This is a genomic window from Streptomyces sp. NPDC059866, assembly GCF_042731325.1.
In the GTDB taxonomy this organism is placed as follows: domain Bacteria; phylum Actinomycetota; class Actinomycetes; order Streptomycetales; family Streptomycetaceae; genus Streptomyces; species Streptomyces flavusporus.
In genome coordinates this window covers 25,005-47,324 of sequence record NZ_JBHWJT010000041.1, presented here as the reverse complement: position 1 = coordinate 47,324, position 22,320 = coordinate 25,005, and the positions used below count along the sequence as shown (strand labels likewise).

Annotated in this window: 15 protein-coding genes and 1 pseudogene; 8 read left to right on the top strand and 8 right to left on the bottom strand. The window is 73.1% G+C overall.

Translation table 11 applies throughout. The features are described 5' to 3' along the window. Positions 1 to 63: 63 nt before the first annotated feature. Positions 64 to 288, top strand: a pseudogene (locus tag ACFV7R_RS39795) (transposase); the annotation flags it as partial. Here the strand turns inward: ACFV7R_RS39795 and ACFV7R_RS39790 are convergent. After that, entirely contained in the window at positions 265 to 420 is a 156-nt protein-coding gene (locus tag ACFV7R_RS39790; RefSeq protein WP_385273388.1) for a hypothetical protein, read from the bottom strand. The pseudogene ACFV7R_RS39795 and the gene ACFV7R_RS39790 overlap by 24 nt on opposite strands. Positions 421 to 422: 2 nt before the next feature. Beyond that, positions 423 to 1,589 carry an integrase core domain-containing protein gene (locus tag ACFV7R_RS39785; RefSeq protein ID WP_385273370.1) on the bottom strand — a complete coding sequence of 389 codons (1,167 nt, stop codon included), beginning with the start codon at positions 1,587 to 1,589 and terminating at the stop codon, positions 423 to 425. Between the two features lie 505 nt (positions 1,590 to 2,094). On the opposite strand from ACFV7R_RS39785, the gene ACFV7R_RS39780 reads away from it, so the two are divergent. The 7 genes from ACFV7R_RS39780 to ACFV7R_RS39750 all read left to right on the top strand — a co-directional run bounded on the left by ACFV7R_RS39780 (position 2,095) and on the right by ACFV7R_RS39750 (position 10,712). Next, positions 2,095 to 2,523 carry an ATP-binding protein gene (locus tag ACFV7R_RS39780; RefSeq protein ID WP_385273367.1) on the top strand — a complete coding sequence of 143 codons (429 nt, stop codon included), beginning with the start codon at positions 2,095 to 2,097 and terminating at the stop codon, positions 2,521 to 2,523. Between the two features lie 92 nt (positions 2,524 to 2,615). After that, positions 2,616 to 3,014: a Zn-ribbon domain-containing OB-fold protein gene (locus ACFV7R_RS39775; protein WP_385273364.1), complete on the top strand. Its 399-nt coding sequence runs from the start codon at positions 2,616 to 2,618 to the stop codon at positions 3,012 to 3,014. 656 nt (positions 3,015 to 3,670) lie between these two features. Next, a complete protein-coding gene (locus ACFV7R_RS39770; RefSeq protein ID WP_385273361.1) occupies positions 3,671 to 3,964 on the top strand; it encodes a hypothetical protein in 294 nt (97 codons plus the stop codon). Positions 3,965 to 4,833: 869 nt separating this feature from the next. Beyond that, positions 4,834 to 7,464: a LuxR C-terminal-related transcriptional regulator gene (locus ACFV7R_RS39765; RefSeq protein WP_385273358.1), complete on the top strand. Its 2,631-nt coding sequence runs from the start codon at positions 4,834 to 4,836 to the stop codon at positions 7,462 to 7,464. A gap of 35 nt (positions 7,465 to 7,499) precedes the next feature. Beyond that, positions 7,500 to 7,934: an acyl-CoA thioesterase gene (locus tag ACFV7R_RS39760; RefSeq protein ID WP_385273355.1), complete on the top strand. Its 435-nt coding sequence runs from the start codon at positions 7,500 to 7,502 to the stop codon at positions 7,932 to 7,934. A 370-nt stretch (positions 7,935 to 8,304) separates the two neighbouring features. Beyond that, on the top strand, positions 8,305 to 9,537 hold the full coding sequence (locus ACFV7R_RS39755; protein WP_385273352.1) for an acyl-CoA dehydrogenase family protein: 1,233 nt from the start codon (positions 8,305 to 8,307) through the stop codon (positions 9,535 to 9,537). Then, the gene (locus ACFV7R_RS39750) at positions 9,534 to 10,712 is read left to right on the top strand and encodes an acyl-CoA dehydrogenase family protein (RefSeq protein ID WP_385273349.1); all 1,179 of its coding nucleotides are present in this window, start codon (positions 9,534 to 9,536) and stop codon (positions 10,710 to 10,712) included. Before ACFV7R_RS39755 ends, ACFV7R_RS39750 begins: the two co-directional genes overlap by 4 nt. Positions 10,713 to 10,841: 129 nt before the next feature. On the opposite strand, the gene ACFV7R_RS39745 is transcribed toward ACFV7R_RS39750, so the two are convergent. The 6 genes from ACFV7R_RS39745 to ACFV7R_RS39720 form a co-directional block, all read right to left on the bottom strand. Further along, the gene (locus tag ACFV7R_RS39745; protein ID WP_385273346.1) at positions 10,842 to 13,646 is read right to left on the bottom strand and encodes an AAA family ATPase; all 2,805 of its coding nucleotides are present in this window, start codon (positions 13,644 to 13,646) and stop codon (positions 10,842 to 10,844) included. Positions 13,647 to 13,672: 26 nt separating this feature from the next. Beyond that, entirely contained in the window at positions 13,673 to 16,378 is a 2,706-nt protein-coding gene (locus ACFV7R_RS39740) for a LuxR C-terminal-related transcriptional regulator (RefSeq protein WP_385273343.1), read from the bottom strand. Then, positions 16,372 to 18,771 carry a 3-hydroxyacyl-CoA dehydrogenase NAD-binding domain-containing protein gene (locus tag ACFV7R_RS39735; protein ID WP_385273340.1) on the bottom strand — a complete coding sequence of 800 codons (2,400 nt, stop codon included), beginning with the start codon at positions 18,769 to 18,771 and terminating at the stop codon, positions 16,372 to 16,374. The genes ACFV7R_RS39740 and ACFV7R_RS39735 overlap by 7 nt, the downstream gene beginning before the upstream one ends. Before the next feature lie 55 nt (positions 18,772 to 18,826). Further along, positions 18,827 to 20,029, bottom strand: coding sequence for an acetyl-CoA C-acetyltransferase (locus ACFV7R_RS39730; protein ID WP_385273337.1), 1,203 nt, complete (start codon positions 20,027 to 20,029; stop codon positions 18,827 to 18,829). Between the two features lie 87 nt (positions 20,030 to 20,116). Then, positions 20,117 to 21,277 (bottom strand): CaiB/BaiF CoA transferase family protein, encoded by a 1,161-nt coding sequence (locus tag ACFV7R_RS39725; RefSeq protein WP_385273334.1) that lies wholly within the window; start codon positions 21,275 to 21,277, stop codon positions 20,117 to 20,119. A 321-nt stretch (positions 21,278 to 21,598) separates the two neighbouring features. After that, positions 21,599 to 22,294, bottom strand: a complete 696-nt coding sequence (locus ACFV7R_RS39720) for a TetR/AcrR family transcriptional regulator (RefSeq protein ID WP_385273331.1) — start codon at positions 22,292 to 22,294, stop codon at positions 21,599 to 21,601. Positions 22,295 to 22,320: the final 26 nt, after the last annotated feature.

Here is a 22,320-nt window from a genome sequence, read left to right as displayed (position 1 = left end):
GAGCAAGTTCCCCCTCTGACCGTGCAGGTTGCACGGGCGAGCAATCCGAGGGGAACGACGGCGATGTGGGTGCGGGACCGGTTGGAGGGACTGTGGCACGACGAAGACTTCGTCGGCTGGTACCCGCGTGACGGCCGTCCCGGTCTCTCGCCCGCCCAGCTGGCCACCGTCTGCGTGCTGCAGTTCCTGCTCGGTCTGTCGGACCGTCAGGCGGCGGAAGCGGTCCGCTGCCGCATCGATTTCAAATACGCGCTGGCCATGGAGTTAGGGGATCCCGGCTTTCACCACAGTGTGCTGGCCGACTTCCGTGAGCGCCTCGTCCAGGGCGACCGTGCCGACCGTCTCCTCGACTTGGCGCTCGCTCGCTTGAAGGAGGCCGGACTCGTACGCGAGCGTGTGGGTGCCGACAACCCTTGTCATCCCTACGCGACCTGCGTGTATTCGTGGATGAGCCCTCCGAGTCGGTCACGCCGGAAGACGTGGGTCTGTTCGTCTGTGGCGGGTCGTGCGGGCGCGTGGAGACGGTCCGGAGATCGTTGTCCGAGTGATCGGTGGGGTCGATGGGCGTTGTAGTGTTCGGTGAACTCGTCGACGACCAGGCGTAGATGTCGTTCGCCTGTGATTAGGATGCGGTCGGTGGCCTCACGCCTGCAGGATCCGACCCAGCGCTCGGCGACCGCGTTCATCCGGGGCACGCCCGGCAGGATGGGCACCACGCGGGCGCCGATGGCGGTGAAGACCGCGTCGAAGGCCTCGGTGAAGTAGCCTGCGTTGTCCCGGATGAGAAATCTGGTGCCTTCGACGTGAGCGTCGTCCCAGCTCATGAGGAGGCTCCGGGCGCACTGGGTGACCCACGAGGCGGTGACGTGTCGGGTGACGCCGGCGACGTGGACGCGGCGGGAGTCGTGCTCGATGAAGAACAGGACGAACAGGCGCCGCAGGAAAACCGTGTCGACATGGAAGACGTCGACCGCAACGATGCCCGTGGCCTGGGCCTTGAGGAACTTCGCCCAGGAGCGGCCGGCGCGCTGAGGCGCTGGATCGATCCCTGCCTGCTGCAAGATTTTCCACACCGTCGAAGCGGCGGTCTTCCAGCCCAGGTTGAGCAGTTCACCGTGGATCCGCCGATAGCCCCACCCGTCGTTCTCCCGCGCCAGGCGCAGGACCAGAGTCCGCACGGCAGCGGACTTTCGCGGTCGTCCCGGCCCTCGATGTGGATAGGTCCATTTCCGCTTCACCAGTCTGGCGTGCCAGCGCAGGACCGTGCGCGGGGTGACCAGAAGTTTCAGGCTGATGCGCTGGCGTTTGCTCAGCAGCCGGACCAGGGCTGCGGTCACCGCCCGATCGTCGAGGGTGAAGGTGGGCTTCGGCCTGCCGTGTTCCAGGACGCTCAGCTGATGACGCAGCACCAGGATTTCAACGTCTTTCGCCGCGGAGGAGCGGGCCAACAGCCGCAGCCAGCCCAGGAGCAGACAGCAGAACCGGTAGAGCAGACGTATCGCCACAGGATCCGAGCGTGCACCGAGGCGGCCGTGGAGGCCGCCGATGTGATCACATTGTGACGATAACTGCAGCTCAGCGGGTGACATGGGTTATCGGCACGCACACGCTCGAGCAGCGCGTGGCTGCTCCACCTCCCGGGACGCGGGACGATCTTCTACGACGAGATCGAGGACAAGACGGACGTCGCCGCCACGATCTTCCGGCCTGCCCTGGAGTCGGGACAGCCGTGGGTCGGCGACAGGACCGTCGTCGCCACCGTCGGCCCCGGCAAGGACGGGCGAGGAGTCCTCACAGGCGGCACCGAGGAGTTCGAGGGCATCCGGGGGGCCGGCGTCGGAATGGCGCGGGTGCGGCGCTTCGACCCCGTAGCGCTGACCATGGAGGCGACCTTCGAACTGCGTTTCTGGTACCGGTTGCCCCGGTAGACACACCTCCGACACCGGCGTCCCGGCACGCGTTAGGGGAAGTTCTAGGGGTGCCACCCCAATGCAGGCGACCTGGGCGGTTGCGTACGACTGGAAGGGACAGGACGGGGATCCGGCAATCCGCCCTTCCCCGGCCTGTCCTCAATGACCGACATGAGGACTCGTGATGCACAGCACATGCTCCCCGCTCTTCCAGGTTCTGGTCCGCACCACCCCGGTCCGCAAGCTCCCCCCGTCCGCGCTCGCGGTGAAGATGGCCAGGGACACCGTGGTGAGCCGGCTCAAGGCTTGGGGGCTCGGCGCGGTCGTCGACACGGCCATCCTGATCACCTCGGAACTCGTGACCAACGCGGTCCGCGTGGGCGGACCCGTCGCCCTGAGGCTCGCCGTCGTCATGGACGGCGGACGAAGGGTGCTGCGTCTGGAGGTGACCGACCACGGGCCGGGTATGTCTCCGACCGCCATCCGTTGCTGTCTCCCCGACGGCGACTCCTGCAGCGGCCGGGGACTGCCCTTGATCAACGCCCTGGCCGAGAGATGGGGCAACGAACAGCGCGCCGGAGCCCACCAGGTGTGGGTGCACCTCGCCATCTGACGCCACAGGCCGGCCGTCCTCCGACCCGGCGAAGAGTCCGGTCGGGAAACCAGCACCTCGATCCGACCCCGCACGACCCCATTGGAACGACCATGTACGCCTTCGCGGGCCACAAGCCCACCCCCTCGTCCACCGTCCAGCCGTCCGGCGGCACGCTGCGCTTCCAGCGCTGCTGCTGGTGCACCGACACCGTCATGCGCCCACGTCTGCTGTGCCCGTCCTGCGGCGGCGCCGATCTGGGGTGGGAGAGCAGCACCGGAGTCGGACGGGTCCACAGTTGGCTGAAGACGCCCCGCCGCGGCCACACGCCGAGTGTCGCCGTCGTGGTGGAGCTGGCCGAGGGTTTCCGTCTGCGGGCCCAGATCGTGGGCGTTCGGCCCGGGGACGTGCCCGTCGGCGCGCGGGTCCGCTTCGATCCCTTCCACGTCGCAGGAGACCACCTGCCCGTCTTCCGCGTGGAGCCCACACCGGTGTCCCCGCCCAACCGCTAGGCCTGCCGCCATCGGCCCGGAAGTGCCTCGGCCGCGCGGCACGCGAGGCATACAGGGCTCAAGGAGTACGAATCGCTCAGGCGGACGACGCGGAAGCGGCGTTCCATGGAAGTGGCCGGGGCGTGGGGACGTCTCGGCTACGCCGCAGAGCATCCCGGACGGCGACTGCGGCGCCCTCCGTCTCCCGGCCCCGGCGTGCATGAGCGGGCGCGCCCGAGGCCGGGAGACGGAACGCGTTCCCGAGCCTCGTACGTATCCGGCGCACGTCGATCATCGAGACCTGTCCTACGGATGACGGCACATGTATGAGGCCCCGGGGCCGGGGGGGACCGGTGAGTGACCCACCCCGCGGTCCCCGGCCCGCAGCGTCAGGCGCGCCGTGCGGGGGCGCTGATCTCCGTGGCGAGCGCCTCCCATAAGGCCCGGGCGCAGCCGATGTGGCCGTACCCCTCGAGGAGGCTGAGCCTGGCACGGGGATGCCGGCGGCGAGGGCCTCACCGTGTTCCGGCCGGACCAGCCGGTCCTCGCTCCCGTGCACCACGAGGGCGGGTACCTTCACGTCGGCCAGGCGCGGGGTCAGGTCCTCGATGCGGGCGACGGCCAGAGGGTGGCTGTCCGGCCGCCCCGGCGCGCGTGCGCGGTCGAAGGACGCGGCCATGAGGGAACGCACCTCGTCGTGGTCGCACGCGGAGCCCGTGAGCAGCCTCGTCGTCCCGTACGAGGCGTCGATCATCTCCTCCCGCGTGGTCGGCGGCGTGGCCTTCAGGGCGGCGGTCAGCTCGCTCATCTCAGCGAGCAGGACCGGATGCGGTCCGAACTCCATCGCGCCGGCCTCCCGACGCTCCCACGCCGTGGGCGGAGCCGATCCCGTACGCGTCGAGGACGGCCGGCGCGTCACACGTCAGGTCCCGGCAGTCGTACGGGTCCGTCGCGAAGTCCACGAGGCTTGACTTGCCGCTGTCGCGGTGGCCGAAGCGGATGACGTGGTGTCCACGGTCCGCCAGATGGCGGCAGAAGCCGTCGGCCCAGAGGACGGACTGGCCGAGACGCGCCGATGATCAGCAGCACGGGGGTGTCGGCGGGATCACCGAAGTCCTCCGACCACAGCTCGACATCGCCGTTGATCACCGTGGTCTCGGCCACCGGACGGTTCCTCTCGTCGTCCCAGGCGGTCCCGCAGCCCGGGGCCCTCGTGGTGGACCGGACATTCGCCCAGGTCGCCCCGGGTGTGTCACCACCGGCTCATGTCTACGAGCATCCGGGGGCGCCTGCATCCGTAGGAACACCGGGAAGGGCCACGACGGGCGTGACGAAGCGGACGCCTGACACGGACCGGACGTGAACGGACGCGAACCCGGTCCACCGGCGGCGGATGCCCGCGCGCGTCAGCCGCCGCTCGGTGGTTGACGCGGGCAGTACCCAGGGCGGCACGGCGGTCCAAGTGGTCTCGCTCTCACGCGGCGCCCCCCGAGGCCGATGGTGGGCACGGCCCGGCACATGTCGGCACCCGGCGAAACCAGTGAGCTCACGGATGCGCACGCGAGTCCGATTGCGCAGGGTGGCTCGTTGTCACCAGCAACGGCCAGGAGAGCTCATGACATCGGCCCCCGCCCACCCCCCACGGCCAGTGACCCCACCCCCCGGCGCCGCGCGGACGCCGTCACCCGCGGAACGGCGCGTGCCGCTCCGCAAACCTTGGGGTGCTGCCCCAACGCGAAGGAAGCAACCGCGGCCCGACCATCAGTGACAGGCGCCCGACCGACTTCACCACATGCTCGGCACCACACGCTCAGCACCACACGACGCTTGGGGAATCACCATGGCCTCATCCGCGTACACGGCCTCTCGCGCCACCTCCGGCGCCGCCTTCCGCGGCCCGACAGGACCCGAGGACCTCATGCCGGCGGACCGGCCCGCATTTGTAGGACGCGACCGGGAGCTGCGCACGGCACTCAACGTCCTGCGGTCCTCCGCCGGACCCGGCGGCGTGCTGCTCGCCGGAGCGCCCGGCGTCGGCAAGACGCGCCTGGGGGAGGAGGTCGTGGCCGCCCTGTCCGCCACGGCCGCTCCCGGCGAGGGCCGCGCGCCGGACCGGTCGGCCGCCACCGGCAGCACGGCACGGCACGTCGACCGGCTGTTCCCGGCGGCGGTGACCAGGAGCGTGCACCGCCTGCTGCGGTCCGGCTCCTCCCGGCCGCGCACGCTGTGGATCGACGACGCCCATCTGCTCTCCGCCGAAGCCGCCGAGGCACTGCGCGAGCTCACGCATCAGGGCGGACACAAGGTGCTCCTCGCGATGAACACCGCCGAGGGCCACCCGCGGCTGCACTCGCTGTGGAAGGACCAGCGTCTGGCGCGCGTGGAACTCGCCCCCCTCGACGTGCTGTCCACCCGCCGCCTGGCCAGTGCCCTGTTCGGGGACCGGCTGTCGCAGCCGGGCGTGGTGCGCCTGGCCGCAATGTCGGACGGCAACCCCCTGCTGCTGCGCGAACTCGCCCGCGCCGCCCTGGCCCAGAACCTGATCGGGCGGGACGGCGCGGGGTGGCGGCTGGGCGGCGGCATCCCCGTGTCGGACGCGCTGCGCGAGCTGGTCACCCGCCGGCTCGCGGTCCAGTCCGACGAGAGCCGCCAGGCGCTGGAGCTGATCGCGCTCGCCGAACCGGCGCGTCTCGACGCCGTCGAACGGATCGTCCCGGCCGACACCCTGCTGCGTCTGGAGGACGCGGGACTCGTCCGGGTGTCCGACCCGCGGGCCGAACAGACGCCCGACACGCCCCGTTCGGCCGAGGTCGCGCACCCCTACGTCGGTCATGTGCTGCGTCAGGACGTCGGTCCGCTGCGCCGCCGGCACTACCTGCGCCTCTGGACGGGGGCCGCACCACGGGAGGCCCTGGCGCCCGCGGAACGCGTCCGGCTGGCGCAATGGCACCTGGACGCCGGCGACCTCCCCCAGAACGACCTCCTGTGCGACGGCGTGGAATACGCGCTGCACGACCACGACATACCGGCCGCCACCCGGCTGTCCGCGGCCGCCTGGGACAGCCACCCCACGGTGCGCGCGGCCGAGCTGCGCGCCCGGGCGCTGTTCGCCGCCGGTGTCTTCGAGGACCTGCACGCCTTCGTGGAGAAGGTGTCGGTCGAGCACTCGGACTACGTGTCCCGCCTGGCGCCCGTCCAGGCGCGCGCCTTCCTGTTCGACGGGCGCTCCGTGGAGGCGGACCGGACCGCGCACGACCTGACCGGCCGACAGCGCACTGCGTTCGCGGCCCTGTCGGCCTTCTTTCGGGGGCACTTCGCCGAGGCGCTCGACGAGGCCCGACGCGTCCTGCGCGACCCCGCCTCGGCCTGCCGGGCGGAAGCCGGTCTCCTCGCGATGGACGCGCTGTGCCGGCTGGGACGACCGCTCGATGCACTCGACCTCTACACGGAGCTGCGGAACCAGGCCCGGAGCGGCGAGCCGACTCGCTCGTCCGAGACGGACGCCCTGGAGGAGGCGCACGCGCTCGCCCAGCTCCGCGCCGGACGGCTGGACGAGGCGGAAGGCATCCTGCTGCGCGAGTACCGCACGACGATCGAGCGGCGCAGGATCGGTGCCGACGCGCAACGGGGGCTCGCCCTGGGGATCGTCCTGCTCGAGCGCGGCCGGGTCCGTGAGGCCCTGCCCCTGTTCTCCTTCACCCCCGCCTACCAGGTCGGCTGGCGGCCCTGGCACGCCAGGGCCGCCCTGCACACCGTGATCGCGCTCAACTGCCTCCCGGCGGCGCGGCACGGCCGGCCGGAGCAGCCGCTCGACGACCTCGGCGCGGGACCGTACGCCGCCGAACTCGCCGTGGCCCGCGCGTGGCAGGCGCACCGCCGGGGTGAACAGGAGCAGGCCCGCCGGCTCCTGCACACGGCGGTGGACGCGGCCCTCGACGTGGGGAACCACGGGGACGCCGTCGTCCTCCTGCACGAGAGCGCGCGGCTGGGCCTGCCGGCGCACTGGTCCGTTGCCGAGGATCTGCCGGTGCAGGGTCCCTATCTGCGCGGCCGTCTGCACTACGCGCGGGCCGTCGACGCCGGTGACGCCAAGCTGCTCGGCCAGGCGTGCCGCGCCCTGACGGAGGCGGGCGCACAGCTGTACGCCGCGGAGGGGTACGCCGAGCTGGCACGGTTGCACCACCGTGCGGGACGGAGCCGTGCGGCCACCGCCTCGACCGTTCAGGCCCGCACCCTGCTGCGGCAGTGCGGTGAGGTGGTGACGCCGCCCCTGCACTTCCTCGGCGACGCGGCGGCGCTGTCCGCCAGGGAGCGGACCATGGCGCGTCTGGCGGCGCAGGGACTCACGGACAAGGAGATCGCCCACCGGCTGGTGGTCTCCCCACGCACCGTCAGCAACACCCTCTACCGCGTCTACCAGAAGGTCGGCGCCTCCGACCGCAGGCACCTGCGCCGGCTGCTGTCGCTGTAGCCCGCACCCGCCCACCCACGAAGGAGCCGACGACCGTGTCCGACCTGGAGATCACCTACCGGGGAACCGTCTACCCATGGCACTGCGACCACATGGGTCACATGAACGTCATGTGGTACGTCGGCAAGTTCGACGAGGCGACCTGGAACCTGTTCGCCGCGATCGGCCTGACCCCTTCCTATCTGCGGGAGCGGCGACGCGGCATGGTCGCCGTGGACCAGCGGATCTCCTACCGGCGCGAGGCGCACGCGGGAGACGTGGTCGTCGTCCGCTCCGGTGTCCTAGCCACCGGGACGACGTCCCTGCGGTTCTGCCATGTGCTGGAGAACGCCGTCACCGGGGAGGTCTGCGCGCTCACCGTGGTGACCGGGGTGCACATCGACACCGTGGCCCGGCGGGCGGTCGCGCTGCCGTCGGAGCAACTGGCGGTCGCCCGCGGCAGGATCACCGCCTTCGACCCCGGGCTGTGACGCCTTGACGGACGGTCACCGGCGGATCGGCGGTGCCCGCGGGCACGCGGTGGCCCAGCGCGGCGAGCATGCCGTCGCGCGAGAGTACGGATCACTCATGAGGGCGTCCGGCCAGATGCGCTGCAATGGCTGAGTCCGCCGGATGCGGGAACCGCCCGTCCGGCTCGCGCCGACCAGCGGTACCGCCCGAGCGGCACACCACATGCTCCCCGCTCCGCCCGTGAACCGGGCTCCGCCTGCGATCCGGGCATCCACCCCGAGCCGAGCCGCCCTGAGCCGAGCCGCCCCGAGCCGCCGCCCGGACGGAGCACTTCGGCCGCCTGCCGGCGCCGCGTCCCGCACCGGATCCCCACCTACGAGAGGCACCCGCATGGCGCTGAAGAAACCCCCGAACGACCCGGGCGGTACGCCCGCCTGGACACCCGACCTGGTCCGGTCCGTGACCCGGGACTTCCTGGCCGGGCACGACCCGACCACCATGGACCCCACGGACTTCCTACTGGCCCGCTACGACGCGGGCCTGGCCTGGGTGCACTTCCCGCCCGGCTGGGGCGGGCTCGGGGCCTCACGCTCGCTGCAGTCCGTCGTGGACGCCGAACTGGAGGCGGCCGGAGCCGCCACCGGCGCCCCTGGCGTGGCGGTCATCGGCCTCGGCATGGCGGCCCCGGTGCTGGTCGCCTGGGGCAGCGCCGAGCAGAAGCGGCGCTTCCTGCGGCCGCTGTTCGCCCGTCAGGAGATCTGGTGCCAGCTCTTCAGCGAACCCGGCGCCGGATCGGACCTGGCGGCCCTCAGCACCCGGGCCGTGACCGATCCCGGCACAGGTGACTGGATCGTCGACGGACAGAAGGTGTGGACGTCCCACGCCCACGAGGCACGGTGGGGCCTGCTGCTCGCCCGGACCGACCCGGAACTTCCCAAACACCAGGGACTCACCTACTTCGTGGTCGACATGACCTCCCCCGGGGTAGAGGTGCGCCCGCTGCGGCAGGCCACCGGCGAGGCCGAGTTCAACGAGGTCTTCCTCACCGGGGTGCGGGTCCCCGATGCCCACCGCGTCGGCGGTGTCGGCGACGGCTGGAAGGTCGCGGGCGCCACGCTGATGAACGAACGGGTCGCCATCGGCGCCGAAGCCCTCCCGCGCGAGGGCGGCATGATCGGCGCACTGACCGGCATCTGGCGGGAGCGGCCCGAGCTGCGCACCCCCGGGCTCCACCAGGCCCTGCTGCGGCACTGGGTGGACGCCGAGGCGCTCCGGCTGACCGTCCTGCGACTGCGCCGGGATCTCGCCGCCGGACGGCCCGGCCCCGAGGGCTCCGCTGCGAAGATCGTCTTCGCCCGCCTGAACCAGGAGCTGTCCGGACTGGCCCTCGAACTCCTCGGGGAGGAGGGACTGCGCTACGACGACTGGACCTTCCGCAGGCCGGACCCGGACGAGGACCCGCTGCTGCGCTCCTTCGGCTACCTCTACCTGCGCTGCAAGGGCAACTCCATCGAGGGCGGCACCACGGAGGTGCTGCGCGACGTCGTCGCGGAGCGCGTCCTCGGCCTCCCCCGGGACACGAGAACGGACAAGGACAGGCCGTGGAAGGAGCTCCCCCGGTGAGCACGGACCGCACGACCGACACGACGACGCACCCGCGCCCCGACGACCTGGACCTGCTCCACAGCGACGTCGAGGAAGAGCTGCGCACCCAGCTGCGCGGGCTGCTCCGCGACCGCTGCGGCGCCGACGGACTCCTCGCCCGGGTGGAGACCGACGAGGTCCACGACACCGCGCTGTGGCAGGCCCTGACACAGGAACTCGGCATCGCGGGTCTGAGCGTCCCCGAGGAACTGGGCGGCGCGGGCGCCACCTGGCGCGAGACCGCCCTCGTCCTGGAGGAACTGGGCCGGGCCGTCGCGCCCGTGCCGTACCTCGGCAGCAGCGTCCTCGCCACGGCCGCCCTGCTCGCGGCGGGCGACACCCGGATCGTCAAGGACGTGGCCGCCGGACACCGCGTCGCCGCCCTCGCCGTGCCGTTCGTGACCGCGCCGGACGGTGAACTCCCCGGCTCCGTACGGGCCGGGGACGGCACCGTACGGGGCATGGTGAGGGGCGTCGCCGACGCCCTAGCGGCCGACGTGTTGCTGGTGCCGGCCGCCGGCCCGGACGGGGTCCGCCGCCTCCAGGCCGTCGACGTCGCCGCGGCCGGTCGGTCCCTGCGCCGCAACCCCGTCACCTCCCTGGACCTCACCCGCCCGCTGGCCGACATCCACCTGTGGGACGCACCGTGCGCGACGGTGGCGGTGGGACCCGCGGCGGAGCGTGCGGTCCGGCAGGCCCTCGTCGCCGGAGCCGCGCTGCTCGCGTCGGAACAGCTCGGCGTGGCCGACTGGTGTCTGTCCACGACCGTGGCCTATGTGAAGGAACGACACCAGTTCGCGCGTCCCATCGGTTCGTTCCAGGCCGTCAAGCACCGCCTGGCCGACATGTGGGTCCTGGTGACCCAGGCCCGCGCGGTGGCCCGCAACGCGGCCGTGGCCCTGGCGGCGGGTTCCGCCACCGCGCCCACCGAGGCGGCACTGGCCCAGGCGTTCCTCTCGGAGGCGGTCGTGCAAGTGGCCGAGGAAGCGCTGCAGTTGCACGGCGGCATCGGCTTCACCTGGGAGCACCCCATGCACCTCTACCTGAAGCGGGCCAAGAGCACCGCGCTCGCCCTGGGCACCGCCGACCGCCACCGCGTCGGACTCGCGGGCCTGGTCGACCTGCCGCCCGCGGCCGGCTGGCCGACGGCTTAGCCGGTACGGCACGACGCGCGGCCCCGACTCCTCCCGGTCGGGGCCGCATTCCGTTGCGCACGGGTCGCGCCGGACGATCCGTGCGGCGTCGGCGGGCTGGCGGCTACGCCGTCAGGCACCGGCGACTCGTCACGCCGGACCGTTGCCGGGGCCGTCGAGGAGGCCGCCGTCGAGCGCGCGCACGAGTTGCACGCGCCCCGCGCAACCGGTCTTGGCGTACACCCGGCTGAGGTGCCGCTCGACGGTCTTCACGCTCAGTGAGACGGCCTGGGCGATCTCCCGGTTGGACCGTCCGAGCTGCACATGGCGGGCGATCTCGGTCTCCGCGGCCGTCAGCCGGTGCGACGGGGCAGCCCGGCGGCGGGGCACCTTCAGGCTGCGGCGGCGCAACTCGGTGCCGACCTTCCGGCACCACGGCAGGGCCCCGAGCGTGTGGAACACGTCGAGCGCCGCGTGGAGATGGTGCTCGGCGTCCGCCCCCGCGGCGCCGAGGGCCAGCAGCACCCTGCCGCGGAGCAGGGCCAGGTCGTGGCGCTCGGCCTCGGCCAGCGCGGCGAGCAGGGCGTCGTGGTCCCCGGTGGCGCGGCCGTGTGCGAGACGGGCCTCGGTGAAGCCGATGTGGTCGTGCGCGTCCATGCCGCTGTCGTGAGACTCGGCGAGCAGGGCGGCCACGCTGGCGGCGCGGCCGGACTCCGCTTCGACGTCCGCCAGGCGCACCAGCAGCCGGGCCCGCAGATGGCCCGGGACGGCGGGCTCGGCGAGCCATCGAGACAGCCGGCGCCGGCTGCTGTCCTGGTCTCCCTGCAGCAGATCGATCTCCGCGTGGGCCACCACGGACGCGGTGCCCAGCGGACCGTGGGCGCGGTGGATGGCGTTCGCCGCCCGGCGCGCGGCGTTCCAGTCGCCCCGGTGGGCCAGCAGCGTGGCCTCGATCATGCGGAGCATCCCCAGGTGCACCAGCGCCCCGGACTCCTTCATCCCGCGGGCCGCCCGCGTGATCCGGTCGAAGGCGTCGTCCCAGGCGCCGGTCAGCGCGGCGTGGTGCACACGGGCAGCGACGAGCCTGCCGCGGAAGATGTGCCAGCCGGACGTCGCCAGCAGAGGGTCGGCCTCGGCCAGCGCCGCCGCGCAGGCATGGGTGTCGCCCTGGACGGAGTGCAGCAGACTCAGGCTGCTGAGGGCGTCGAGCCGGGCGGCCGGCGGGGCCTGTGACGCCGCGTCACGCAACCGGCGTGTGAAGGGCCCGAGGCGGCGGTACGGCCCGGTCAGGAAACGCACCGGCGCCAGGAATGCCATCGCCGTGATCCGGTCGGTGACGTCGGCCGACTCCAGCCTCGCCTCCGCCTCCTCGGCGGTCGTCGCGGCCTCCCGCGGTCTGCCCGTCATCAGGCGGAGGTGGGCCGCCTGCGCGTGCAGCACGAGGCTGTCGCAGGTCTCGCGTGCCGTGTCGGCCAGGGCGGCGGCCTCGTCGAAGGCCGCGTGCTCGATGAGGGCGCCGATGACGAGACTGCTCAGGCGGGCGCCGCCCGTGCTGCCGGAGGCGGCCCGTTCCGCCGTCCGGCCGGCCGTGCGCACCGCGTCGGTGAGGCGCCCGTCGACCAGCTGGGACAGTGTCAGACGGGTGACGAGGTCGCCGTAGCGCACGTGATCGGGCGGCGTGAGCGTGAGGGCCTTGCGGTACCAGGCGACGGCGGCACCGGGTGAGCGCGAGAACGCCCGCCTCGCCTCCGCGGCCAGGATCTCGATGGCCCGCGGATCCCCGTACGTCGCCGACCCGGCGATATGGACGGCGATGTCGCAGGAGGCGTCGGGCGGACCCGGCCGGCCATGCAGCCAGTCGGCCGCGAGCCCGTGGGCACGGCGGCGGGCGGCCGGTCCCAGCTGCTGGTACAGGGCGTCGCGCACCACGGGCTGCGCGAAGGCGTGGCGCGCGGTGCCGTCGGCGGTCAGCACCCCGCAGGCGATCAGGACGTCGAGGGCGGCTTCCGTCTCGTCGCGGGACAGCCCGCAGACACGGGCCAGCAGGTCGACGTGGTCGAGGGGAACCGTCCGCAGCGCCGCGGCCGCCCGGGCCACCCGGACCGCGCCGGGGTCGGACCCCACCGAGCGTCCGACCACCTGCCGGCAACGCTCCGCGCGCATGACCGTGGCCGCCCCCGTCACCTCCAGGTGCTCACCGGTCCGCCGCAGCCGCCCGTTCTCCCGCAGGTCCTCCAGCGTCTGCAGGACCAGGTACGGGTTGCCGCCAGCCCGGTCGTGCGCGTACGCGGTGAGGGTCGCGGACGGTGGCCGGCCCAGAGCGCCGGCCACGAGGGTCCGGACACCTTCGGTGTCCAGGGGAGCCAGGTCGATGACGCGCAGAGCCGGCGCACGGTCGAACTGGTCGAGGAAGGCGTCGAGCGGGCCGGCCGGGGACGCGCCGGGTCCCCGCCACGCTCCGGTGATGACGAGCGGATGCCGGGCCCTCGTCCGGGCCACACGGGCGACCAGAGCGAGGGTGTCCGGGTCGGTGTGCGCGAGGTCGTCCAGGGCGAGCACGGTGGGTGCCGCGTCGCACAACTGCCGGAACAGGCGGGCGGACACGACGGTGACGCCACGGCGGTCGCCCTCCCGCGCGGCACCGGTCAGGCAGGCGGCGAGTGCGGCCGTGGGGGCGGCGGTCCCGCCCGGTGAGGTGACGCGCAACGACCCCAGGGTGCCGAAGGGGGCCGGACTTCGGCTCTCCAGCGGAGTGCCGCACAGCCGCGTGACGTGCCAGGCGGACGGGACGGTGTCCAGGACGTGATGGAGCAGGCACGACTTGCCGATGCCCGCCGGTCCCTGGAGCAGAACCGCCCCGCCGCCGCCCTGTGCCGCCTCCGACAACGCGTCGGTCAGGGCACCGAGTTCCGGGTCACGGCCCACCGGTCGCGGCCGGGGCGCGCTGGTCGTCATGCTCGTGCCTCCTTCACACGCCCGGCTCACTCGAAGAGCGCGGGGTCCGCGTAGTACAGCTGGGTGAGGTCGGCCCTCGAGGCGACACCGAGTTTCGGGAACAGCTTGTACAGGTGGTACTCGACGGTCCGCCGGCTGAGGAACAACTGGTCCGCGATCTCCCGGTTCGAGTGGCCCTGGGCGACCAGACGCGCGATGCGCACTTCCTGCGGCGTCAAGGCGGCGGACGTGCCCTGACGGCGTGTCGTCTCGCCGGTGGCCCTGAGCTCGCGCCGCGCCCGCTCCGCCCAGGGAGCCATCTGCAGCCGCTCCAGCGTGTCGGCCGCGCTGCGCAGCCAGCGGCGGGCGTAGACCCTTTTGCGGGCCCTGCGCAGCCTTTCGCCGAAGTAGAGCTCGGTCCTTGCCTTCTCCAGCGGGACGCTGCCGCTGTGCAGCGCCAGAGCCTCCTCGTAACGGGCGATCGCCTCCTCGTCGTCCTGGGCGAGGAGGGCCCGCGAACGCGCCAGGAGGGCGCGCACCTCCCCGGTCGCGGTGCCGTCCTGCCAGGCCTCCAGCGAGCGCATCGCGTCCCGCGCGGAGTCGAAGTCGCCCGCCCGCACCGCGGCTTCGATGCGGTCGGGCAGCGACAGCATGGTCACCATGGGATGCCCGGTGCCCGCCTGAGGGGTCGCGAGCAGGTTGAGGACGTGCAGCGCCTCCTCGTACGCGCCGCGGGTCAGGGCGAGGACGGCCAGCGCGTGGCGAGCCGTCGCCACGGCCAGACCGATCCGGCGGCTGAGCGCGGTGCTCAGGGCCGCCTCGGCCGCCTCCCGGCACGCGGTCCCGTTCCCGCGCAGGGCGTGCAGCAGGGCCAGCCGGGCGCGGTGCACGGCCGCGAGGTTCTCCTGTCCCGTCTCCCGTGCCAGCCGCAGCCCCTGCTCGGCCAGGTCGGCGGCCTGAGTCGTGCGTCCGCCGATCACCTCCAGCACGACGACGAGGTCCAGGTGGGCGGGCTGCGCCCCCACGTGGTCCGAGGCCCTCGCCCGGTCGCTGACCTTCCCGTACAGGGCCAGCGCCTGAGCGATCTCCCCCAGGTACAGTGCGCCGGTTCCCGCCCACGCCAGCAGCCTGGGGTCGTCCAGGGCCACCGCCTCCTCCATGCCCCGGGTCAGCAGTGCCCGGGCGCCCGCGACGTCGCCTTCGACCACGGATCCCATCCCGGTCAGCAGCAGATGGGTGCAACGCACGGCGGGCGTGCCGGGGGAGAGGCGGGCGGCCGCGGCCCCCAGCTCGTGGAAACGGTCGAGGTCGCCGGCGTGCGAGGCGGCCTCCGCCGCCTGCACCAGACAGCGCGCGGCCGCCTCCGGGTCCGACGCGGCCAGGCAGTCCGCCGCCCGGGAGAGCGTGCGGTACGCGTCCGTGATCACTCCGGCCCGCAGGTGCAGCGTGCCGCGCAGCCGCAGCAGGCGGCCCAGCACGTCGGGCTCACGGACGATCAGTTCTGCCTCGGAGATCAGCTCCTGCGTCTGCCGTACCCGGCCGGCCTCCCAGGCCGCCCGCGCCGTCTCGTACAGCCGCCGGGCCCGTACGTCGACGTCCGGGGTCAGCCGTGCCGCCCGCTCCAGCAGGGCGAAGGCCTCGGCGTGGCCTCCCCGGGCCCGGGCGTGCTGGGCGGCGTCCGCGAGTTCGGCGGCCACGCTCTCGTCGGGTCCCACGGCGGCCGCCGCCAGATGCCAGGCTCGCCGGCCGTCGCGGGCCTGGGGCCGCAGCACGTCCGCGAGTGCCGCGTGCGCGCGGCGGCGCGCGGTGGCCGGGGAGCGGCTGTGGACGGCGGCCCGCACCACGGGGTGGTGGAACGTCACGCGCCGGCCGTCCAGGGCGACGATTCGCGCCTCTTCGGCCGGGTCCAGGCAGGTCGCGGGCAGACCGAGCCGCGTCGCCGCCGTGAGGACGGCCGGCAGGTCCCCCAAGTCCTCGGCGGAGGCGACCAGGAGGCCGAGCCGGGTCGCGGCGGGCAGTGTGCGGACGCGGTCGAGGAAGGCGCGCTCCACCGCCTCCCCGAGGGGCAGGGGGCTGGGCAGCGGCTCCTGGCCGCCCAGTTGCTCCGGCGACAGGTTGGTGCCCAGGTCGCCCAGCGTCAGCGGATTGCCAGCCGTACGGCGCACCAGTTCCGCCACCACGGCCGGGTCGGGCGCGATACCGGATCGGTCGGTGAGAAGGCCGGACGCGGCCTCCTCGTCCAGGCCGTCGAGCCGCAGCCGGGGCAGGGCGGGATCGGCCGGCTGATCCGGCACCGGATCGCGCTGCGCCATCAGCAGGGCGATGCCCTCGCCGCACAGCCGGCGGGCCACGAACGACAGGGCGTCGAGTGTGGGCCGGTCCAGCCAGTGGGCGTCGTCCACCACACACAGCAGCCCGCGCTCGGCCGCGGCCTCCGTCAGCAGGGACTGAGCGGCCACGGAGACGAGGAAGTCCGCACCCCCGTGTCCCGCACCCGGACGCAGCACCTCGGTGAGTGCGGCGGCCTGGCCGTCGGGGAGCGCGCCCAGGCGGTCGCGCAACGGATGCAGCAGCTGGTGCAGGCCCGCGAAGGCGTACGCCGACTCCGACGGCGCGCCGCGGGCATGGACGACGGCCATGCCCAGGGCGGCGGCGCGGTCCCGCGCGTGCGCGAGCAGCGTGCTGCGGCCGGCGCCCGGCTCACCGTGGAGCAGGAGCCGGCCGCTGCGCGAGGCGGCGGCCTGCGTCAGCATCCGGTCGATCGTGGCCAGCTCGGCGGCGCGGCCGTGTGGGTGGGGCTGTGCGTGGATGGTGTTCGCCTCCGTCGACGACGGCCACCGGTCAGGGGGCCGGCCGCTCGGGCCGCTCGGTCACCGGCGGCGATGCTACGCAGCGTAGAGCGGCCGGACCTGGGCGGGGCCGCGTCCGGCTGCCCCGCGGGGCCCGCACGGGCGAGGTGGAGTAGAGAACACTCACCCGGCGGACGGACGGGGCCCACGCGTGGCGCCGGCACCGGTGGTGCCGCGGGCGGCTGGAACCGCTCGCCGTAACGGGCCGCGAGTTCGCGCGCGCGGGCCACGAAGCCGCTGGGCCCGCCCTCGTACTGGTTGATGTACTGCAGCACACCACCGGTCCACGCCGGGAAGCCGATGCCGATGAGGGAGCCCACGTTGGCGTCCGGGACCGACCGCAGCACACCCTCGTCGAGGCAGCGGACCGACTCCAGGGCCTCCACGAACAGCATCCGCTCCACCATGTCGACGAAGGGGACGTCGGCGGAACCGGAGCCGAACGCCTCGATGAGACCGGGCCACAGCCGCTCGCGCCGGCCGTCGGCGTAGTCGTAGAAGCCCGCCCCCTCCAGGCGGCCCGGGCGGCCGAACTCGTCGACCATGCGGTCCACGACGTCGAATGCCGGGTACTGCACCCAGGGACGGCCCTCCGCCTCGAAGGCCGCGCGCGTCTCCCCGCGCGCCTTCTGCGCCAGCTTCATGTTCAGCTCGTCGGTCAGCGCGAGCGGTGCGGTGGGGTAGCCCGCCTGGAGGCCGGCCTGCTCGACGGAGACGGGGGACACCCCCTCGGCGACCATGTTGACGGCCTCGTTGAGGAAGGTGCCGATCACCCGGCTGGTGAAGAAGCCACGGGCGTCCCCGACGACGACGGGCGTCTTGCCGATCTGCAGGGCGAAGTCGAACGCCTTGGCCAGGGTCGCGTCGCTGGTCTTCTCACCGACGATGATCTCCAGCAGCGCCATCTTGTCCACCGGGGAGAAGAAGTGCAGGCCGATGAAGTCCTCGGGGCGGTCCACTCCGTCGGCCAGGCCGGTGATGGGCAGCGTGGAGGTGTTCGACCCGAGGACCGCGTCGGGCGCGACGATCGGCTCGATCTCGGCGAACACCTGCTTCTTCAGCTCGGTGTCCTCGAACACCGCCTCGATGACGAGGTCGGCTCCGGCGGCGTCCTCGGCGCGGTCCGTGGCGACGATGCGGGAGAGCACCTCGTCCCGCTGCTCCGGAGTGAGCCTGCCCCGGGACACGGCGGCGTCCAGCAGCCTGCGCGAGTAGTCCTTGCCCCGCTCGGCCGACGCCACGCCGACGTCCTTGAGGACGACGTCGATGCCGGCCTCGGCGCACACGTAGGCGATGCCGGCGCCCATCATCCCGGCCCCGAGGACAACCGCCTTCTTCGCCTTGTGCTGCGGGTGACCGTCGGGACGGCTGCCGCCCCGGGCGATGTGCTGGGCGTCGAAGTGAAACGCCTTGATCATGTTCGAGGAGATCTGGCCGCATGCCAGTTCGGCGAAGTACCGGCTCTCGATCCTGAACGCCGTGTCGATGTCGACCTGCGTGCCCTCGGTCGCGGCCGCCACGATCCGGTGCGGGGCGATCATCGGCGTGCCGCGGCCCTTGGTGCGCACGGTCGCCGTGAGGGGCGCGACGACCGTGGCGCTGAAGGTGTGGGACGTCGCGGTGCCGCCCGGGACGCGGTACCCCTCGGCGTCCCACGGCTGGACCGCGTGCGGGTGCTCGGCGATGTACGTCCTGGCCCGCGCCATCAGGGTCTGCGGCGAGTCGGCCAGCGCGTCGACCAGCCCGTGCGCCAGGGCGTCACCGGGCGTGAACCGGCGGCCCGTCAGCAGTACGTCGGTCAGGGCCTTGCGCAGGCCCATCATGCGGACGGTCCGGGTGACTCCGCCGGCGCCCGGCAACAGGCCCAGCGTGACCTCGGGCAGACCGATCCGCGTGCCGGGCGCGTCCAGGGCGATGCGGTGGTGGCAGGCCAGGGCCACCTCGTAACCGCCGCCCAGCGCCGAGCCGTTGATCGCGGCGACGACCGGACGGCCGAGCCGCTCCAGGCGCCGCAGCAGTCCTTTGAGCCGGTCGGTGCTCTCGGCCATCTCGGCGGCGCGCTCGGGGGCCGTCCGGCGCAGCTGGGTGAGGTCGCCACCGGCGAAGAAGCTGCGCTTCGCGGACGTGAGGACGACGCCCGCGATGCGGTCGCGTTCGGCCTCCAGTCGGTCGACGGTCGCGGCCAGCGAGTCCCGGAACGTGTCGTTCATGATGTTCGCGGAACCGGCGGGGTCGTCCATGGTCAGGACGACGACGCGGTCGTCGTCCTGCTCCCAGCGGATCATGTTCTCTGTCATGCGGTCAGTCCTGTTCGGTTGCGGGGCACTGGGAAGGAAGCGGGCGGCGCGCCGGTCACAGCCGCTCGATGACGGTGGCGATGCCCATGCCGCCGCCGATGCACAACGTGACCAGGGCGCGCCGGGCCTGGCGGCGTTCGAGTTCGTCCAGGACGGTGCCGACGAGCATGGCGCCGGTCGCGCCCATGGGGTGTCCCATGGCGATCGCCCCGCCGTTGACGTTGACCTTCTCCATCGGCAGGTCGAGTTCCTTGATGAACTTCAGCACCACCGAGGCGAACGCCTCGTTGAGCTCGAAGATGTCGATGTCGTCGGTGGTCAGCCCCGCCATGTCCAGCACCTTGCGGGCGGCCGGCGCCGGCCCGGTGAGCATGATCACCGGCTCGGCGCCGGTCAGGGCGGCGGCGACCACGCGCGCCCGCGGGGTGAGGCCGTAGCGGGCGCCGATCTCCTCGCTGCCCAGGAGCACCAGGGCGGCGCCGTCGACGATGCCGGAGGAGTTGCCCGCGGTGTGCACGTGCTCGATCCGCTCCACCCAGTGGTACTTCTGCAGGGCGATCCCGTCGAAGAGCGTGCCCATCGAGGCGAACGACGGCGGCAGCTTGGCGAGGCTCTCCATGGTGGTGGGGCGGACGAGCTCGTCGTGGTCGAGCACCGGGACGCCATGGTCGACAACGGGGACCACGGATTTGGCGAAGTACCCTCCCGCCCAGGCCGCGGCGGCACGTTCCTGGGACATCAGCGCGTAGGCGTCCACGTCGTCGCGGGTGAACCCCTCGACCGTGGCGATGAGGTCGGCACCGATGCCCTGCGGCACCGTCCGCAAGGCTGTGGTGGTCTCGGGGTCGAAGGCGATGGGACCGCCGTCGGACCCCATGGGCACCCGGGACATGGACTCGACGCCGCCGGCCACGATCAGGTGGTCCCAGCCCGAACGCAGGCGCGCGGCGGCGGTGTTGACCGCTTCCAGCCCCGACGAGCAGTAGCGGTTGAGCTGCATGCCGCAGACGGTGTCGGGCAGCCCGGCGGCGAGCGCCGCCGTCTTGCCGAGGTTGCCGCCCTGGTCGCCGAGCGGCATCACGGAGCCGAGGACGATGTCGTCGATGGCGGCGGGTTCGAGGTCCGGGTGGCGTCGGCGCAGTTCGTCCAGCAGTTCGGTGAGCAGGGTGATGGGCTTCGTGCCGTGCAGTGCTCCGGTGTGCTTGCCGCGTCCGCGTGGCGTGCGGATCGCGTCGTAGATGAATGCCTCGGTGGTCACGGGTGTGTCCTTCGCTGGGAAGTGGTGGGTGGGCAGGGCGAACCAGGGCCGGGGAGGGCCGGCCCGCAGGGTGTTACTGAGGGGCTGTCAGTCCCGCCCGGCCGGAGCAGGTACGGCCGTGGCCACGACCCCGGCGGTCAGCAGGGCTTCGACGTCGTCGGCCGAGTAGCCGGCCTCCGTCAGCACGGCCTGGGAGTCCTCGCCGGGCCGGGCGGCCCGGGTCGGCGGAGCGCAGGGGGTGTCCTGGAAGCGGGGCGCGGGCGCGGGCTGCAGGACGCCGTCGGATTCGACGAAACTGCCGCGCTGCGCGTACTGCGGGTGGTGCGGCGCCTCGTCCACCGTCAGCACGGGGGCGAAACAGGCGTCGACGCCCTCGAACAGCTCGCACCACTCGTCGCGGGTACGGCGCCGGACGGCGTCGGCGACGAGCTTCTTGCGCTCGGGCCAGGTGTCGACACGGACGTCCTGCATCAGGGCGTCGGCGTCCAGGCCCAGCGTCGCGTACAGGGCGTGCCGGAACGGGTGCTCGATGGCGCCCAGCGCGATGTACCGTCCGTCGGCGGTCTCGTAGGTGTCGTAGAAGTCCGCTCCGCCGTCGAGCCAGTTGGTCCCGGGGCCCACCGACCACAGGCCCTGCTGCCGCATGCCGTAGAAGATGCCCATCAGCTGGGCGGCACCGTCGATCATCGCCGCGTCCACGACCTGGCCGCGTCCGGTGGTGCCCCGCGCGAGGAGCGCCGCGAGGACGCCCACGGCGAGCAGCATGCCTCCGCCGCCGAAGTCCGCGACGAGGTTGAGCGGCACGACCGGGCCGCCACCGGGGCGGCCGATCGCGGCCAGCGCCCCGGACAGCGCCGTGTAGTTGATGTCGTGGCCGGCGACCTGCGCCCACGGGCCGTCTTGCCCCCAGCCGGTCATGCGGCCATAGACCAGCCGCGGGTTGCGGGCGTGACACTCCTCGGGCCCGAGCCCCAGCCGCTCCATGACGCCGGGCCGGAAACCCTCGATCAGGACGTCCGCGTCCTCGACGAGGCGCAGCACCACGGACGCGCCCTCGGGGGACTTCAGGTCGACGGCCACCGACCGCCGGCTGCGGCGCAGTGCGACGTCGTGGAAGGGCTGCCCCACGTCCGAGGGCCGGTCGACGCGGACGACCCGGGCGCCCAGGTCGGCCAGGACCGTGGCACAGAACGGCCCCGGCCCCTGCGCGCCGATCTCGACCACCTTCAGACCTGACAACGGGCCCATGCTTCTTCGCCTCCTTGTCCGCACGCCGCCGTGTCGGGCGCCGGCACGCACGGGATGACAGCGCGGCGGCGCTCGCCCCGGTGTCCGGGCACGGAAGACCGACGGCGTGGGAGTTACGTGTGAGAAACGGCTGTGAGGAAACGCGGGGGTCCTGTCCCACCCGCGACCGTGTCGCGACCTGGAGCCGTCGGCACGGTCGCGCGCTGGGGCAACGACGGTGAGGACTCCGCGGTGGGTGACCGCCCGGTCATGGGGCGCCGCTGCGCAAAGTGTTATCGCCGATTAGCGTTTGTGTCCAGCGCCGGCTCTGCGTGTCGGCGGTCACACGCCCGGATCGGCGGGCGGAGCCGGAGCCAGCAGGACGGCCAGCGCCTGGGCCCGGAGCTGCGCGCGCAGCGGCTCGTCGGCGAGGCCGACGCACTGCGGGACGACGGCCAGCACCATGCCCATGACGGAGGTCACCGCGACACGGGCGGCTGCGTCGGACAGGTCCGGCCGCACCTCGGTGAGCAGGTGCACCCAGTCCTCGCGCAGCAGCCGGTTGATCCGGGTGAACCTGCGCCGGCCCTCGGCGGGCACCTTTGTCAGCTCCCTGTCGACCACCACGGCGAGGTCCCGGTTGCCCAGCGCGAAGTCCAGGTAGCAGTCGACGGCGGCCTCCAGCGCCTGCGTGGGGGAGGCGAACGAGCCCTCCACGACCTGCTCGAACTCGCGCTGGAGCTGTTCGAGGGACAGGCCGACCAGCGCGGAGAGGATCGCCTGCTTGCCGGAGAAGTGCCGGTAGACGGCCGGGCCCGTGATGCCCGCCGCCTCCCCGATGTCGTTGATCGCGGTTCTGGCGTACCCGCGTTCCCTGAACAGCCGGGCGGCCTGCCGCAGGATCACCTGCTTGCGGACCCCGTGCTTGCGGCCCTGGGCGAGCAGGGTCTCGATCGGCGGCCGTCCGCCGCCACGCGACCTGTCGGAGGGCGTTCCCGCGCCGGTCCCCGGCGTGCCGCCGGTGCTCTCCTCAGCCACGTCGTGTCCTCTCGGCCGTGCGACGG

Coding starts and splice junctions, on each gene's coding strand:
- ACFV7R_RS39790 (WP_385273388.1), bottom strand. CDS start 420: ATGACAAGGGTTGTCGGCACCCACACGCTCGCGTACGAGTCCGGCCTC.
- ACFV7R_RS39785 (WP_385273370.1), bottom strand. CDS start 1,589: ATGTCACCCGCTGAGCTGCAGTTATCGTCACAATGTGATCACATCGGC.
- ACFV7R_RS39780 (WP_385273367.1), top strand. CDS start 2,095: ATGCACAGCACATGCTCCCCGCTCTTCCAGGTTCTGGTCCGCACCACC.
- ACFV7R_RS39775 (WP_385273364.1), top strand. CDS start 2,616: ATGTACGCCTTCGCGGGCCACAAGCCCACCCCCTCGTCCACCGTCCAG.
- ACFV7R_RS39770 (WP_385273361.1), top strand. CDS start 3,671: ATGAGGGAACGCACCTCGTCGTGGTCGCACGCGGAGCCCGTGAGCAGC.
- ACFV7R_RS39765 (WP_385273358.1), top strand. CDS start 4,834: ATGGCCTCATCCGCGTACACGGCCTCTCGCGCCACCTCCGGCGCCGCC.
- ACFV7R_RS39755 (WP_385273352.1), top strand. CDS start 8,305: ATGGCGCTGAAGAAACCCCCGAACGACCCGGGCGGTACGCCCGCCTGG.
- ACFV7R_RS39745 (WP_385273346.1), bottom strand. CDS start 13,646: ATGACGACCAGCGCGCCCCGGCCGCGACCGGTGGGCCGTGACCCGGAA.
- ACFV7R_RS39740 (WP_385273343.1), bottom strand. CDS start 16,378: ATGCTGACGCAGGCCGCCGCCTCGCGCAGCGGCCGGCTCCTGCTCCAC.
- ACFV7R_RS39735 (WP_385273340.1), bottom strand. CDS start 18,771: ATGACAGAGAACATGATCCGCTGGGAGCAGGACGACGACCGCGTCGTC.
- ACFV7R_RS39725 (WP_385273334.1), bottom strand. CDS start 21,277: ATGGGCCCGTTGTCAGGTCTGAAGGTGGTCGAGATCGGCGCGCAGGGG.